The 14,551-nt window shown below is 66.9% G+C and carries 14 protein-coding genes; 3 read left to right on the top strand and 11 right to left on the bottom strand.

Annotated features, from left to right (window positions below; all coding sequences use genetic code 11):
* Positions 1-20: 20 nt before the first annotated feature.
* Together HWW87_RS01865 and HWW87_RS01860 are read right to left on the bottom strand one after the other, a co-directional pair.
* Complete coding sequence (locus tag HWW87_RS01865) at positions 21-524, bottom strand: hypothetical protein (RefSeq protein ID WP_175819013.1); 504 nt, start codon at positions 522-524, stop codon at positions 21-23.
* Positions 525-588: 64 nt separating this feature from the next.
* Positions 589-864: a DUF4148 domain-containing protein gene (locus tag HWW87_RS01860; protein WP_175819012.1), complete on the bottom strand. Its 276-nt coding sequence runs from the start codon at positions 862-864 to the stop codon at positions 589-591.
* Positions 865-1,179: 315 nt separating this feature from the next.
* Between HWW87_RS01860 and HWW87_RS01855 the strand changes: the two genes are divergently transcribed.
* Entirely contained in the window at positions 1,180-2,340 is a 1,161-nt protein-coding gene (locus tag HWW87_RS01855; protein WP_175819011.1) for a porin, read from the top strand.
* Between the two features lie 201 nt (positions 2,341-2,541).
* Here the strand turns inward: HWW87_RS01855 and HWW87_RS01850 are convergent, their stop codons facing one another.
* Positions 2,542-2,754 carry a hypothetical protein gene (locus HWW87_RS01850; RefSeq protein WP_175819010.1) on the bottom strand — a complete coding sequence of 71 codons (213 nt, stop codon included), beginning with the start codon at positions 2,752-2,754 and terminating at the stop codon, positions 2,542-2,544.
* Positions 2,755-3,078: 324 nt separating this feature from the next.
* Here HWW87_RS01850 and HWW87_RS01845 point away from each other — a divergent pair, with 324 nt between their 5' ends.
* Positions 3,079-3,366: a DUF4148 domain-containing protein gene (locus HWW87_RS01845; protein ID WP_175819009.1), complete on the top strand. Its 288-nt coding sequence runs from the start codon at positions 3,079-3,081 to the stop codon at positions 3,364-3,366.
* A gap of 38 nt (positions 3,367-3,404) precedes the next feature.
* Here HWW87_RS01845 and HWW87_RS01840 read toward each other — a convergent pair whose 3' ends face one another.
* The 6 genes from HWW87_RS01840 to HWW87_RS01815 are packed head-to-tail and all read right to left on the bottom strand — an operon-like array spanning position 3,405 to position 11,647.
* Positions 3,405-4,829 (bottom strand): heavy metal sensor histidine kinase, encoded by a 1,425-nt coding sequence (locus HWW87_RS01840; protein WP_175819008.1) that lies wholly within the window; start codon positions 4,827-4,829, stop codon positions 3,405-3,407.
* Positions 4,826-5,509, bottom strand: a complete 684-nt coding sequence (gene irlR / locus HWW87_RS01835; RefSeq protein WP_021157388.1) for a heavy metal response regulator transcription factor IrlR — start codon at positions 5,507-5,509, stop codon at positions 4,826-4,828. The genes HWW87_RS01840 and irlR overlap by 4 nt, the downstream gene beginning before the upstream one ends.
* Complete coding sequence (locus tag HWW87_RS01830) at positions 5,509-8,721, bottom strand: CusA/CzcA family heavy metal efflux RND transporter (protein ID WP_175819007.1); 3,213 nt, start codon at positions 8,719-8,721, stop codon at positions 5,509-5,511. Before HWW87_RS01830 ends, irlR begins: the two co-directional genes overlap by 1 nt.
* Complete coding sequence (locus HWW87_RS01825) at positions 8,714-8,857, bottom strand: hypothetical protein (RefSeq protein ID WP_175819006.1); 144 nt, start codon at positions 8,855-8,857, stop codon at positions 8,714-8,716. Before HWW87_RS01825 ends, HWW87_RS01830 begins: the two co-directional genes overlap by 8 nt.
* Positions 8,850-10,319: an efflux RND transporter periplasmic adaptor subunit gene (locus HWW87_RS01820; RefSeq protein ID WP_175819005.1), complete on the bottom strand. Its 1,470-nt coding sequence runs from the start codon at positions 10,317-10,319 to the stop codon at positions 8,850-8,852. The genes HWW87_RS01825 and HWW87_RS01820 overlap by 8 nt, the downstream gene beginning before the upstream one ends.
* A gap of 26 nt (positions 10,320-10,345) precedes the next feature.
* A complete protein-coding gene (locus HWW87_RS01815) occupies positions 10,346-11,647 on the bottom strand; it encodes a TolC family protein (RefSeq protein WP_175819004.1) in 1,302 nt (433 codons plus the stop codon).
* A 396-nt stretch (positions 11,648-12,043) separates the two neighbouring features.
* Here HWW87_RS01815 and HWW87_RS01810 point away from each other — a divergent pair, with 396 nt between their 5' ends.
* The gene (locus tag HWW87_RS01810; protein ID WP_175819003.1) at positions 12,044-12,493 is read left to right on the top strand and encodes an OmpA family protein; all 450 of its coding nucleotides are present in this window, start codon (positions 12,044-12,046) and stop codon (positions 12,491-12,493) included.
* Between the two features lie 163 nt (positions 12,494-12,656).
* Here HWW87_RS01810 and HWW87_RS01805 read toward each other — a convergent pair whose 3' ends face one another.
* The gene (locus tag HWW87_RS01805) at positions 12,657-13,847 is read right to left on the bottom strand and encodes a phosphotransferase (RefSeq protein WP_175819002.1); all 1,191 of its coding nucleotides are present in this window, start codon (positions 13,845-13,847) and stop codon (positions 12,657-12,659) included.
* 36 nt (positions 13,848-13,883) lie between these two features.
* Positions 13,884-14,516: a nicotinamide riboside transporter PnuC gene (gene pnuC, locus HWW87_RS01800; RefSeq protein ID WP_175819001.1), complete on the bottom strand. Its 633-nt coding sequence runs from the start codon at positions 14,514-14,516 to the stop codon at positions 13,884-13,886.
* Positions 14,517-14,551: the final 35 nt, after the last annotated feature.

The raw sequence follows: 14,551 nt of genomic DNA, 5'->3' as shown, positions 1-14,551 counted from the left end.
CGCGCGCGCCGGCGTGGCGGCTACCACGTCGTCGCGCCGGTCGGCCAGGTATCGACGATGCGCGTGCCGTTGACCGGCGTGACACCCTCGTTGCGCAGCGCGGTCCACAGGTCGATCGCATGTTCACGCGACTTGCGGCTGCCGTCGTCGGTCAGCACGTTCAGCGCGATCACTTCGTCGCGTGTCGTCAGTTGCAACTGTTCCTTCAGCTTGCGCGACTGATGCGACGCGGTACGGACATCGCCGAGCACGATCCGCTTCTCCGCTACCGGCGCGTCGCCACCCGCATCGGCCGGCACGAACGTCAGCCGGCCGTTGTCGACCTCGCATTGCCCGCGCGTGAACGTCGCGCTCCACTCGCCTGTCGGCACGGCCGCGAACTCGCAGCGCATCCGCTCGTTCGCGCGGCGGCCGACGTCGTGCGCCGACGCGTGCGACAGCGCACGCTCCGGCCAGCCTGCCGCCATCGCGGCCGTCGACATCAGGCACGCCGCGAGCACGATTCCTTTCGTGAAATTGCGCATGACACGCTCCTCTCCATGGGGATACGGCCGGCGGGCATCGCGCCGTTCGGCCGCGAATGAACGATCAACGAACCGCGAAGCGGTTGTCGTGCGCATCGACCATCGGCGCCCGCTCGCCGCGATGAACCGTCGCGCGATGGATTTCCTGGTTGCGCGCGATAGCGGCCGGGCTCGCCGGATAGTCGTGATTCGGGCTCGGGATCACGCCGTCGTGACGCGCGCGCACCAGTTCCTGACGCACCTCCTGCCGGGTCTTCGATTGCGCGGCCATCGCCTGCGAAACAGCCGCGATCGACAGCGCGGCAACGGTCATGGCAATCATCGGTCGCGGGATCTTCATGGGGGTCCCTCCTTGCTCGAAATCCGTTTCTGGAGCCTTCACTTTGATCCGGCAGCGGTGCGGAATCGTGATCGCTTCATGACGATTGCGTCACGCTCCCGAATTTTTCTGCATCGCAGTACGAACGAAATTCACGGCATGTTGCAGCGCTCATGACGTCGCGATGACATTTTTATCATTTGTCCATCACCTTCACGATCCGAACGCTTTCCAGAATCGCCAGCGCGATCGTGATATTCCGGCCCGGCCGCACAAGGCCCGGCGCCGAAATCGAACGATGCGCGGAACGATCATCTTGAACTTCAGGGACACACCATGAAAACTCCTGTTCGGCTTGTCATGATGTCGGGGGCGCTGCTGACGATCGCTCACGCGGCACATGCAACGGAGGTCACGCTCTACGGCCTGCTCGATACGTCGCTGACGTATGTATGGAACGCCAATGCGGAAGGCAGGAATCTCGTCGGCCTCGGCAACGGCAATCTGCTCGGCAGCCGCTTCGGCGTGAAGGGCGCGGAGGACCTCGGCGGCGGGCTGAAGGCGATCTTCACACTGGAAAACGGCTTCAACCCGAACACCGGCGCCCTCGGACAAGGCGACCGGATGTTCGGGCGGCAAGCGTTCGTCGGCCTCGAAAGCAAGCACTGGGGCACGCTGACGCTCGGCCGCCAGTACGACGCACTCGCCGACGTCGCGTGGCCGGTCACCGGCGATTTCTATTTCGGCAGCGTCTACGCGACACCCGGCGACGTCGACAACTACGACACGTCGTCGCGAACCGACAACACGGTGAAGTACACGTCGCCCATGATCGACGGCCTCCAGTTCGTCGGCATGTATGCCCTCGGCGGTGTGGCCGGCAAGAGCGGCGCCGGGCAAACCTGGTCGGCCGGCCTGTCGTACAGCAACGGTCCGGTCGATGTCGCGGGCGGCTACTACTACGCGGCCAACCGTTCGTCGCTCGCCAACGGCGTGCGGACCGGCTGGAACGGCACGTCGGACGGCACGTTCGACGGATCGCTGGTCAACGGGGGCTACATCTCCGCGAAATCGATCGGCATCGCGCGCGGCGCATTGCGCTACAACTTCGCGCCGTTCGCGGTCGGCATCGACTACAGCAATGCGCTGTACAAGGCCGATGCGATGTCGGCGTTTCGCAGCACGCAGAAGTACGACACCGGGCGCGGGTTCCTCAACTATCAGGCAACGGCCAGCCTGCTGGTCGGCATCGGTTACAGCTACACGCGCGCCCGCGGCGATACGAGCGCGACCTACCATCAGGTGTCCGCGGGCGCCGACTACGTGCTGTCGAAGCGCACCGATCTCTATGCGGTCGGCGCATGGCAGCGCGCAAACGGGGAACAACGCACGCTCGACGGCGGCACGCAGACGGCGCAGGCGTCGATCGGCTCCTATGGCTACGGCGGCACGCGCACGCAGGGCATCGTCAATCTCGGGCTGCGCCACCAGTTCTGATCGCGACGATCCTGCATGCGCGCCGCGTGACGAAAATGTCATGTTCCGATCAGGTTCGCGATGCGTCGCGTCGCTACGATTGGAACGGTAGCGGGTTTATGCCCGTTCCCATCCACGCAGCGGGGTCGCTGCCGTACGGCACGATCACGCGTTAGGCCCGGTACTCGTCGAGTGCCGGGCTTTTTTTCGCCTGCCCGACGATCATGGCGCGGGATTGCGGCGCGGGAACAGGCAGGTATGCGTCTTGACATACAGGTTCGGGTTGCCGCAGCGATGCCCGGCATAGTCGATCTTCTCGCCCGGCATCAGGCCGGCCGGCACCGGCTGGCGCGCCGCAGCGGGCGCGGTCGCCGTGGCGTCGGAACGCGTCGATACGCAGCCGGCGAACCACGGGACGATCAGGACTGCGATCAAGATTAGACGAATGGCGGGACGATGCACGTTTCGGTCCGGAATGAAAGTCTGAACAGGACCGCCCGCTTTCGATGCTGCTCTCGCGAACGGCGCGAATGCCGGCGGCTACGTCATCCCTCGGCTGACTTCATGTTCCGCTTCCCGCTCATCGCGCGCATGACGCGAACATGACGATTGCGTCATATCGATCGGGGCCGAGCGGCGCACCGCCGGATGATGCAATCTGACGCATTTTTCATCGCGCGATCACGAAGACGCACGGCTGCTTTCGCATACTGGATTCACGGTTCGCCACCCGGCGGCCCTGATCAAGGAGAGCACTCGATGAAAACGGCAAAACTCGCAGCACTGTTCGTCACCGCCACGCTGTCGCTCGGCATCGCCACGCAGGCCGCGTTCGCGGAATCGCAACCGCAGGGCAAGTCCCGCTCGCAAGTCGTCAACGAACTGAAGCAGGCGCAACACGACGGCGTCGTGCCGACGAGCAAGACGCAGTACCCGCCGACCGGCGAGATCGTTGCGCGCAACAAGGAGCTTCACGGGATTTCGGTGCATGGCGGCGAGCAGAAGCCACAGACCGACAACCACGACAACCTGAACGCGAAGCAATGACGCCTGGCGACACGATCGCGGGCATGGCGCCCGCGATGTCAGGGGCTGACGGCGGCCGGGCGGTTCGGCTCGGCCTGCCGTCGCGGAAAGCGCAGCCAGAACGTCGTGCGCCGGCCGGGATCGCTGTCGACGCCGCATTCGCCACCGTGATTGTCCATGATCGACCGCACGATCGCGAGACCGAGCCCGGTGCCCGACGCGGAATTGTGCCGCGACGGATCGACGCGATAGAAGCGCTCGAAGATCCGCCCGACATGCTCCGCCGCGATGCCGCGCCCGGTATCCGACACGGCGATCGTCGTCGTGCCGCCCTGCTCGATACAGTCGATCGTCACGATGCTGCCGCGCGGCGCATAGGTCAGCGCATTGGACAGCAGGTTGCTCAACGCGCGCTGATACAGCGTCAGATCCGCATCCACCCACGCGTGGCCGTCGACCTTCACCGTCACGCCCGCATCCTCCGCGAGCGGTTCGTAGTAGCCGGCGACCCGCCCGGCCTCCTCCGCCGCGTTCAGGCGCCGCACGCCGATTGACGTGCCGGCCTGCTCCGAGCGCGCGAGAAACAGCATGTCCTCGATCATCCGGGACAGCCGCTGGTATTCGTCAATGCTCGACTCGATCACGCTCCGGTATTCATCCGCGCTGCGCGGCTGCGACAGCACGACCTGGGCGGCCGCCTGCAGATTCGTGAGCGGCGTGCGCATGTCGTGCGCGAGATTCGACGAGAACTGACTCAGCCGCGTGAACGATTCGTTGAGGCGCGCGAGCATGCCGTTGAACGCATGCTCCAATTCCTTCAGCTCGCCGGACGTATCGAGCGCCGGCAACGGCTGGGCCAGGCGACTCGTCGACATCTCCTCGGCCCGCGCCGCGAAGCGCCGCAGCGGTCTCAATCCGAGCGCCGTAATGCCGTAGGCGAGCGCAGCCGCAAGCGCCACGCCGAGCACCTCGATCACGACGATCGTGTAGGCGTGTGCGTGCAGCAGAATGATGTCCCGGCTTCGATCGTATTGAAGCGCGACACGCACCGTCGGCGCATTCGGACCCGCCAGCGGCACGATCGCGACGGCATAGCGGAGCTTCGAATGGGGCGGCGCGACGTCGACACGCCGGCGGTTCACGCTCATCGACAGCAGCGGGGCATACGACTGGAATCCGGGTGTGCCGACGAGCCGGTTGCCCTGCGCATCGAAGATGGCGAGCTCCATGTTCGGATGCCCATGAAGCTGGTCGACCCACACGTCCCGGGTCCGGATGACGTCACCCGTGGTTTGCACGGCGCCCAGGTGCGAGCGCAACGCGTCGACGACGCCCGCCACCCGTTCCGACGCCGACGAGTCGACCCGGCTACGCAGCGCTTCGGAGAGCGCAATACCGCTCGATACGAGAATCACCGACGTCGACAGGATGATCAGCGCGGTCAGGCGTCCACGCAGCGTGCGCGGCAGCAAGCGCGCGATCATGCGGCCGCGCCGCCGCGCGCTTCGAGCACGTAGCCCATCCCGCGCACCGTGTGGATCAGCTTCGGGTCGTATGCGTCGTCGATCTTCGAGCGCAGCCGGCGGATCGCCGAATCGACGACGTTCGTGTCGCTGTTGAAGTTCATGTCCCACACTTGCGACGCGATCGTCGCGCGCGGCAGGATCTCGCCTTCGCGGCGCATCAGCAGCCAGAGCAGCGCGAATTCCTTCGCGGTCAGCAGGATCGTGTCGCCCTGCCGCGTGGCCTTGCGGCGCGTCAGGTCGAGTTCGAGGTCGGCCACGCGCAGCGTGTTCGAATCGCGCGGCTGGCCGCGCCGCAGGATCGACTTGATGCGTGCGGTCAGCTCGACGAAGTCGAACGGCTTCGCGAGATAGTCGTCCGCGCCGAGCTCGAGCCCCTTCACGCGATCGCCGACGTCGTCGCGCGCGGTGAGGAACAGCACGGGCGTCGACTTGCTGCGCCGCAGGTTCTGCAGCAGCGTCCAGCCGTCCTGACCGGGCAGCATCACGTCGAGCACCAGCAGGTCGTACTCCTCGGTCTCGGCCTGGTGCTGGCCCGTGATGCCGTCCTCGACCCAGTCGACGACGTAGCCGGCCTCGGTCAGGCCCTTGCGCAGATACGCGCCCGTCTTCGGTTCATCTTCGACGATCAGAATTCGCATTACGCTTTTCCCTTGAAGAAACCCAGCCGGCGCAGCACGCCCGCACCGAAGCCGCCACGCAACGCCGCGCGCCACGACACCGCATGGCTGACGCGGTACAGCACCGGCAGCACCAGCAGCGTCAGCGCCGTGGACGACAGGATACCCCCGATCACGACCGTTGCAAGTGGGCGCTGCACCTCGGCGCCGGTGCCGGTCGCGAACGCCATCGGCAGGAAGCCGAGCGACGCGACCAGCGCGGTCATCAGCACCGGCCGCAGCCGCGTGAGCGCGCCTTCGCGCACGGCGGCATCGAGCGGCATCCCTTCATCGCGCAGGTTGCGGATGAACGAGATCATCACGAGTCCGTTGAGCACGGCCACGCCCGACAACGCGATGAAGCCGACCGCCGCCGTGATCGACAGCGGAATCCCGCGCAGCCACAGCGACACGACACCGCCGCTCAGCGCGAACGGAATGCCGGTGAACACCAGCAGCCCGTCCTTCACGTTGTTGAACATCACGAACAGCAGCACGAACACCATGAACAGCGCGAGCGGCACGACGAGCTTCAGGCGCTCGCTCGCGCTTTGCAGCTGCTCGAATTGCCCGCCCCACGACACCCAGTAACCGGCCGGCACGCGCACGTCCTGCTGCAACTGCTCGCGCGCATCGGCGACGAACGAGCCGACGTCGCGGCCGCGCACGTTCGCGCTGACGACCACCCGCCGCTTCCCGTCCTCGCGGCTGATCTGGTTCGGGCCCGGCGCCACGTCGATGGTCGCGAGCTCCGCGAGCGGCACGTACGGCGCCGCCGCGAGCGGCGTACTCGCGCCGGCGGCCGGCGCGGGCAGCGCGATCGGCAGCCGCTTGATCGCCTCGATATCGGAGCGCAGTTCGTCGGGCAGCCGCACGACGATGTCGAAGCGGCGGTCGCCCTGGAACAGCGTGCCGGCCTTCTGGCCGCCGACGGCCGCGGCCACCGAGTCCTGCAGGTCGGCGACGCTCACGCCGTAGCGCGCGAGCTTGTCGCGGTCGAGGTTGACGGTCAGCACCGGCAGGCCCGTGGTCTGCTCGACCTTCACCTCCGACGCGCCCGGCACCTTCTGCAAGGCCGCCGCGATCTGCTCGCCGGTCTGGGTCAGCACGGCCATGTCGTCGCCGAAGATCTTCACGGCGACGTCGCTGCGCACGCCCGAGATCAGTTCGTTGAAGCGCAGCTGGATCGGCTGCGAGAATTCGTACGCATTGCCAGGCAGTTCGGCAAGCGCTGCCTCGATCTCGCGCACGAGCTGGTCGCGCGGCTTCTTCGGGTCGGGCCACGTGTCGGCCGGCTTCAGCATGATGTAACCGTCCGACAGGTTCGGCGGCATCGGGTCGGCCGCGATCTCGGCCGTGCCGGTGCGTGCGAACACGCGCTCGATCTCGGGGAAGCGCGCCTTCAGCGTCTTCTCGATCGACTTCTGCATCTCGACCGACTGCGACAGGCTCGTACCGGGAATCCGCAGCGCGGAAACGGCCAGATCGCCTTCGTTGAGGCTCGGGATGAACTCGCTGCCGAGCCGCGTGGCGAGCCCGAGCGTGACCAGCACGATCGCGCCCGCACCGATCATCACGCGCGCCGGACGCGTCATGAACACGGCAAGCACCGGTTCGTACGCTCGCCGCGCCCAGCCCATCAGCCGATTCTCCTTCTCCTCGACGCGCTCGCCGATGAACAGCGCGACGGCCGCCGGAATGAACGTGACGGTCAGCACCATCGCGGCGGCGAGCGCCATCACGACGGTAATCGCCATCGGGTGGAACATCTTGCCTTCGACGCCGGTCAGCGCAAAGATCGGCAGGTACACGACCATGATGATCAGTTGCCCGAAGATCAGCGCGCGGCGCGCCTCCTGCGATGCGCCGATCACTTCCGCGAAGCGTTCGTCGCGCGTGAGCGGCCGCCCGGCCGCCGCCTGCGCATGCGCGAGCCGCCGCACGCAGTTCTCGACGATCACCACCGCGCCGTCGACGATGATCCCGAAGTCGAGCGCGCCGAGGCTCATCAGGTTCGCGCTCACCTTCGCGTTGACCATGCCGGTGAAGGTCATCAGCATCGACAGCGGGATCACGAGCGCGGTGATCAGCGCCGCGCGGATGTTGCCGAGGAACAGGAACAGCACCGCAATCACGAGAATCGCGCCTTCGAGCAGGTTCTTCTTCACCGTCGCGACGGCCTTCTCGACGAGCACCGTGCGGTCGTATACCGGAATCGCCTTCACGCCGGCCGGCAGCGTGCGGTTCACGTCCTCCATCTTCGCGGCGACGGCCTGCGACACCGTCCGGCTGTTCTCGCCCATCAGCATGAACACCGTGCCGAGCACGACTTCCTCGCCGTTCGACGTCGCGGCGCCCGTGCGCAATTCGCGGCCGATGTCGACCACGCCGACGTCCTTCATCCGCACCGGCACGCCGCCGACGTTGGTCAGCACGATGTTCGCGATGTCGTCGACGGTGCGCGCCTGGCCCGGCACGCGCACGAGATACTGCTCGCCGCGCTTTTCGATGTAGCCGGCGCCGACGTTGTCGTTGTTGCGTTCCAGCGCGCGCACGACGTCGGCGAGCGTCAGCCCGTACGACATCAGCTTCGCCGGATTCGGCGCGACGCGGTATTCCTTCACGTAGCCGCCGATCGAATTGACCTCGGTCACGCCGCGCACGTTGCGCAACTGCGGCCGCACGACCCAGTCCTGCAGCTCGCGCAGGTCGGCCGCGGTGTAGCGGGTGCCGTCGGGCTTGCGCGCGCTGGCATCGGCCTCGACGGTCCACAGGTAGATCTCGCCGAGGCCGGTCGACGTCGGCCCCATCGCGGGCGCGATGCCGGCCGGCAGCTTGTCCTTCGCCTCCTGGATGCGCTCGTTGACGAGTTGCCGCGCGAAGTAGATATCGGTGCCGTCCTTGAAGATCACGGTGACCTGCGACAGCCCATAGCGCGAGATCGAGCGCGTCTGTTCGAGCCCCGGCAGCCCAGCCATCACGGTCTCGACCGGATAGGTGATGCGCTGCTCGGCCTCGAGCGGCGAATAGCCGGGTGCGGACGTGTTGATCTGCACCTGCACGTTCGTGATGTCGGGCACCGCGTCGATCGGCAGCTTCTGGTAGCTGAACACGCCCAGCGCGGCCACGGCCGCGATCGCCAGCATCACGAGCCAGCGATGTGCAATCGCAAAGCGGATCAGGCGCTCAAACATGACGGGATTCCTTGAAACGGGGAACGGTCGCCCGCACCGGGCGGGCCGCGCGGCCCGTCACGCGGCGGATCGGAAAGCGAGCCGCATAGCGGGCCGCCAGTCGCGCCACGGCGTATGCGTATTCCTGCTCATTCATGTTCCGCGCTCCCCTTGCCGAGTTCGGCCTTCAGTACGAAGCTGTTCGACGCCGCGTATTCCTGCCCGGCCTTGAGCCCCTTCAGCACTTCGGTCGCGCGTTCGTCGCGCCGCCCCGTTTCGACGGCCTGTGCGACGAATCCCTTCGCCGAGCGCACGAACACCGACGGCGCGCCGTCGACGTCCTGCAGCGCGTCGCTCGCGACCGCGAGCGGCACGCCCTGCCTACCCGCGTCGACCGACACGTTCACGAACATCCCCGGGCGCCACACGCGGTCCGGGTTCGGCAGCACGACGCGCGCCGGCGCGGTGCGCGTCTGCTCGCCGAGCAGCGACCCCACGTACGCGATCGGGCCGCTCGAGCGCGATTCGAACGCGGTCGCGATCACCGTTGCATCGCGGCCGACGCGCACGTCGTTGAGCCGCTGCGCCGGCACCGCCATCTCGGCCCATACGGTCGACAGGTCGGAGATCACGAACAGGCTCGCGTCGGCGGCAATCGCCTCGCCCGGCGTCGCATGCTTCTCGACGATCGTGCCCGCGAACGGCGCGCGCAGCTCGTAACGGTTCAGCGCGCCCCCGCCGACCGGCGCGTTCAGCGCGGCGAGCTTCTGCCGCGCGTTCTGCACCGCGATCTCGGCCTCGCGCAACTGCACCTGCGCCTGCTGGTAATCCTGCTCCGCCGAGATGCGTTCCTTCCACAACGTGCGTTCCCGTTCGTAGGTCGCGCGCGCCCCCGACAGCCGGCGCTCGGCCGTCAGCAGCTCGCTGCGGCGGTCGGCGAGATCGGTGCTCGCGATCACGGCGAGCACCTGCCCCTTCGCGACGTTCTGCCCGAGCGACACCGACACCTGCTCGACGATGCCGGCCACGCGCGGCACCACGTGCGCGGTGCGATCCTCGTTGAACTTGATTTCGCCGGGAAGCTGGAACGGCGTCGCGATCTGTGCGGGGCCGGCCTTCGCGAGCGCGATCTTCGACGTCGCCAGTTGCGCGTCGGTCAGCGCGATCGCGCCGTCGGCGCGCGCGAACGGGAACGACGCGGCGTCGTTGCCGGCTTTCACGTCGATCGTCGCGTCGAACACGTGCGGCTTCGCGATCGATTGCGCGGACACGAACTTCTGGCCGGCCGCGTCGAACCGCAACGGTTCGTGCGTGCGGTCGTACCGCACCAGCGTGCCGGACACGGTCACGTCCTTGGTCGCAGGCTTGCCGTCGACGAACGGATAGACGACGAGCCGCGCGTCGCCGGGCTTTTCCGTCATCACGATCTCGACGGCCAGCGTGCCGCGCTTCAGCACGACACCGCCGCGCGCGCCGGCGCCCTCGGCCGGCTGCGCGGCCTCGGCGGACGCCGGCGCCGATGCGCCGCTGCCGCCCCGCGTGACGGCGAGCGCGCCGATCACGATCCCTGCGCCGCCGAGCACGGCCGCCGCAATAACGAAGATTCTGCTGCGTGACATGATGATCCTTCAGGTAAGAGGGGCGCTTATCGCGCGGCGGCCGCGAGCGGCGTGCCGACGAGCCGGCCGATATCGGCGCGGGCCGCGTGCGCGTCGGCGAGCGCACGCACGTATTGCGACTGCCCCTGGAACAGCGTGCGCTGGGCGTCGAGCACGTCGAGGAAACCGAACTTCCCGAGTTCGTAGCCGCGCGACATCGCATCGAGCGCAAGGCGCGCGGCCGGCAGGATGTCGGACTTCAGCCGCTGCGCTTCCTGTTCGGCGGCCTCGAAATTCGCGTACGCCTGCGTGAGCTCCAGCCGCAGGCGCGTGCGTTCGCGATCGAGATCGGCGTTCGCGCGCTCGGCCTTGTGCGTCGCCTCGAGCAGCGCGCCCTTGTTGGTGTTGAACAGCGGAATCGGGATCGACACGCCGACCACGGCCTGGTTGTCGGGCACGCCGCCCGTGGTCACGCGCTTCATGCCCGCGCTGACCGTCACATCCGGAATGCGCCGCGCGCGTTCCAGCGACACGGCCGCGTTCGAGCGCAGCATCTCGGCGCGCGCGATCCGCGCAAGCGGCGCGTCGGCGAGCTGCGCGGTCAATGCGGACAGCGGCTTGACCGGCGGCACAGTTTCCAGGTCGCCGCGCACCGCGAGCCGGTCGTTGCGCGCTTCGCCCATCACCGCGTTCAGCTTTTCGCGCGCGACCTCGACACGGCCGCGCGCGGTCACCACTTCGATCTGCACGCCGGCCGCCGCCACCTGTGCCTTGGTCGCCTCGACCGGCGACACCTTGCCGGCCTGCGCGCGGCGCCCCGCGAGATCCGCGGAGCGCGCGGCGATCGCCGCCGATTCCTCGGTCACCTGAAGCTGCCGCTGCGCGGCGAGCAATCCGTAGAACGCGGCGATCACGTCGGCGCGCACGGCGGCGCCCTGCTCGTCGAACGACGCATCGGCGGATTGCCGTCCGTACGACGCGACATCGAGCCGCGCGCTGCGCTTGCCTCCCAGCTCGATCGTCTGGTTGAGCAGCACGGTCGACGTGCGCTCGGCGCGGCGGAAGCCCTCCTGCAGGAACGAGATTTCCGGGTTCGGACGCACGCCAGCCTGCATCAGTGCGCCGGCCGACGCATCGACATCCGCACGCGCGCCGCGCAGCGCCGGATTGTTACGGGACGCGACCGCGAGCGCATCGGGAAGCGTCAATGACGAGGCAGGAAGTGCGTCGGATGGCGATGCGCCGATCGGCGCCGCGCTGCCGGCGGCAATCGGGGACGGCGACGGCTGCGCATAAGCCGTCGCGGCCATCGCGAAGACGACGGCCACGGCGAGATTGAGCTTGAGCATGTTCGGTTCTGCGGTAACGGTTTGCGACCGATGCTACGGACCGGCCGCAGTGCGAACATGAGGTGAAGATGACATTTCCGTCATGTGGGGCGCGTTGTACCGCCGAACCGGCATGCATATCTGCCCGGACAATCGTCTGTACGCGACGTCTAGGCGTTCGCGTGCGATCCGATGATGTCGTCACATTTCATCGGACTCGTCGCAGCGCCTTCGATCATTCAAATCGGTCACATCAAAATCGGAACAATTTTTTCATTCCGAAATTTCGAACGAATTCTATAGACGTCTTCGCTCGAAAATATGAATGTTCAAGGTTCCGGCAACACGAACGGAATCATGCTGTTTTTACGACTCCGGGTCGTGCGACGCCCTTGAAAACCTATACAGCGAGACTGCATGAGAATTTTTATCACGGCATTAATCGCGCCTATCGCCGCCTCGCTTCTTTTCTCCACAAATGCTGCAGCAGAATGTCAGGGATCACAAAACCTGCCATCACAACAATTTTTCGTGGCTTTTCCTCCCAACAGTCACGAGATATCCGAATCCGAGCAAATACGAATTGGACAATGGATCTCAACAATGAATTCCAAGCATCCAATTCAAAAATGGATCGACGTAATTGGCAGCGCTTCAAAAAATGAGGACGAGCCCGAACGACTTGCAACGAAACGTGCTTCCGTGACGGCGAAAGTCGTCATAGACGATGGCCTGATAAACGCCCCGCTTCAGATAAAAACGCAAATTTATCCAGCCAATCGCACAACGGAATCAACGTCGGAAACCCATGAGGTCATCGTTCAAGTGAGTCCCGGCTGCGTCGACAACTGCTGTACGGGCCATTGACATGAAGTTGGCTCATTTATCGCCACCGCGCTTGCATTGAACGGCGCACCTCCAACGCTCACTTGCGACGATCCATCGAATCTATCCGGACGAGACTTCGACGTTCGATTCGAGCGATATGTCAATCGCCGAACCAGGGAAGCTATCAGCGTATTCTCGCGAATCAAACGGCCCCTTGCTTCGCCCGCCGCCGCTGCACGAGCCAGTCGAGCAGTTGCCGCCCGTCGCGTTCGCCGAACCAGCGCGCGTGCCCGATCAGGTAGCCGTCGTACGCGACGTCGACGATCGCCGGCGCATCGATGATGCAGCCGAAATACGCGACTTCCGACAGCGCGAACTCCGTATGTACGATCGGCAGCAGCGCGACCAGCGCCGCATACGCGTCGTCGCTCAGCGGTGCGATCGATTCGTAGCCGTCGAGCAGCGCGTCGATCTGCGCGTATTCGACGCGCCGCGCATCGGCCGGCGCCATCCAGTCGACCGTATTGCGCTCGATCGCGAGCGCGAGGTCCATCACTGCGCAGGTGCGGTCCGACAAGCCGAAATCGAGCACGGTGCGCACCTGCGCACCGGGCCCCGCATCGGTCCACAACAGGTTCGACGCATGCCAGTCGCCGTGCGTCCACAGCGGCGGCAACGCCGGCAGCAACGGCACGAGGCGCGCGTGATACGGGCCGATCGCGTCGGCCACGTCGCCACGCCAGTCGCGCGCGCCGAGCGCGCGCACGAGCAGCGGCTGCGCGTCGACCCAGCGTTCGAGCGCGCCCGCCAGATCGGTGGACGACAGCACGCGAAAGCTCGACAGCAGCGTGCGCACGGGCCGCGCCGGCGCATCGTAGCCGGCCGACGCGCGATGCAGTTCGGCCAGCGCGCGGCCGGCCGCATGCGCATGCGAAGGATGCATGAACGGCTGCCACGACATCACGCCGCGATACGGGTCGACGCCGGGTGCGAGCACGTGCACCTCGTACGTCCATTCGCCGGATGCAAACGCGGTCGCACCGTTGCGATCGGCCAGCACGTCCACCACCGGCATCCCGCGTTCGCGCAGATGCGCGATGAAGCGATGCTCTTCCTCGAGCCCGGCGACATCGCGTAGGCTCGCGTGATGACGCTTGACGAACAACCCGCGCCCGTCCGCCATCCGCACCAGCACGGCCGCCGCGAACTGCCGCGGGCTGTGCCACGTCAGCCGCACCGGCTCGCCCGCGCCGTCGATCCGCGCCAGCACGGCCGCCACCTCGTCGTGCGTCATCAGCGGCCAGTCGCGTTCGTCCTGCTCGCCGTCCACGCCGAATTGCGGCGGCGCGACGTCGCGCGAAAGGGGGCCGTCCGGCTCGAGAGGGAATGACATGAACGGCGTTGCTCCGTAGTTGAATCCGTGCGCGAATCAGCGCGCGCCGCCGCCCGATGCGAGCGGACCGCCGGCGGCTGCTCGCAATGCGGCAGCCGTCCGGCTCCAGTCGCGCCAGCCGACGACGGCCAGCCCGATGAACAGCGCATAGAGTCCGGCCGTCAGATACAGTTCCTTGAACACGAACATCCCGACGTATACGACGTTCACGACGATCCACAGCCCCCACGACGCGATGTAGCGCCGTGCGGTCCAGTATTGCGCGACGAGGCTGACCGCGGTCAGCGACGCATCGACGAACGGCAGCGCCGCATCGGTCCAGCGCGCCATCATCCCGCCGAGCAGTGCGCTGCCGACGACGGCCGCGATCAGGTCGGGCAGCATCTGCCGCGGCCGCACGCCGGTGACGGGCGCCACGTCCCCGGCCGGTGCCGCACCGCCGCCAGCCTCGCTCGCGCGCTGCGCGAGCCAGCGCTGCCAGCCGTACACCTGCAGCACCGCGAACGCGCCCTGCAGCAGCATGTCGGAATACAGCTTCGCATCGAAGAAGATCCAGCCGTACAACGCGACCGACGCGAGACCGACCGGCCAGCACAGCATGCGCCGCTTCGCGGTCAGCCAGATCGCGAGCGCGCTGACGATCACGCCGGCGATTTCGAGTGGGGACATCGTCTGTGCTCTCCTGGTGGGCTGCCGGGGCCGCG

This window comes from Burkholderia sp. BCC0419 (assembly GCF_902830285.1).
Classification (GTDB): domain Bacteria; phylum Pseudomonadota; class Gammaproteobacteria; order Burkholderiales; family Burkholderiaceae; genus Burkholderia.
The sequence above is the reverse complement of the archived record's forward strand: the minus strand, read 5'-3'. Positions and strand labels throughout refer to the sequence as shown.

Excerpts from the sequence above, each read along its gene's own strand:
- HWW87_RS01865 (WP_175819013.1), bottom strand. The coding sequence starts at position 524 with ATGCGCAATTTCACGAAAGGAATCGTGCTCGCGGCGTGCCTGATGTCG.
- HWW87_RS01860 (WP_175819012.1), bottom strand. The coding sequence starts at position 864 with ATGAAGATCCCGCGACCGATGATTGCCATGACCGTTGCCGCGCTGTCG.
- HWW87_RS01855 (WP_175819011.1), top strand. The coding sequence starts at position 1,180 with ATGAAAACTCCTGTTCGGCTTGTCATGATGTCGGGGGCGCTGCTGACG.
- HWW87_RS01845 (WP_175819009.1), top strand. The coding sequence starts at position 3,079 with ATGAAAACGGCAAAACTCGCAGCACTGTTCGTCACCGCCACGCTGTCG.
- HWW87_RS01840 (WP_175819008.1), bottom strand. The coding sequence starts at position 4,829 with ATGATCGCGCGCTTGCTGCCGCGCACGCTGCGTGGACGCCTGACCGCG.
- irlR (WP_021157388.1), bottom strand. The coding sequence starts at position 5,509 with ATGCGAATTCTGATCGTCGAAGATGAACCGAAGACGGGCGCGTATCTG.
- HWW87_RS01830 (WP_175819007.1), bottom strand. The coding sequence starts at position 8,721 with ATGTTTGAGCGCCTGATCCGCTTTGCGATTGCACATCGCTGGCTCGTG.
- HWW87_RS01825 (WP_175819006.1), bottom strand. The coding sequence starts at position 8,857 with ATGAATGAGCAGGAATACGCATACGCCGTGGCGCGACTGGCGGCCCGC.
- HWW87_RS01820 (WP_175819005.1), bottom strand. The coding sequence starts at position 10,319 with ATGTCACGCAGCAGAATCTTCGTTATTGCGGCGGCCGTGCTCGGCGGC.
- HWW87_RS01815 (WP_175819004.1), bottom strand. The coding sequence starts at position 11,647 with ATGCTCAAGCTCAATCTCGCCGTGGCCGTCGTCTTCGCGATGGCCGCG.
- HWW87_RS01810 (WP_175819003.1), top strand. The coding sequence starts at position 12,044 with ATGAGAATTTTTATCACGGCATTAATCGCGCCTATCGCCGCCTCGCTT.
- HWW87_RS01805 (WP_175819002.1), bottom strand. The coding sequence starts at position 13,847 with ATGTCATTCCCTCTCGAGCCGGACGGCCCCCTTTCGCGCGACGTCGCG.
- pnuC (WP_175819001.1), bottom strand. The coding sequence starts at position 14,516 with ATGTCCCCACTCGAAATCGCCGGCGTGATCGTCAGCGCGCTCGCGATC.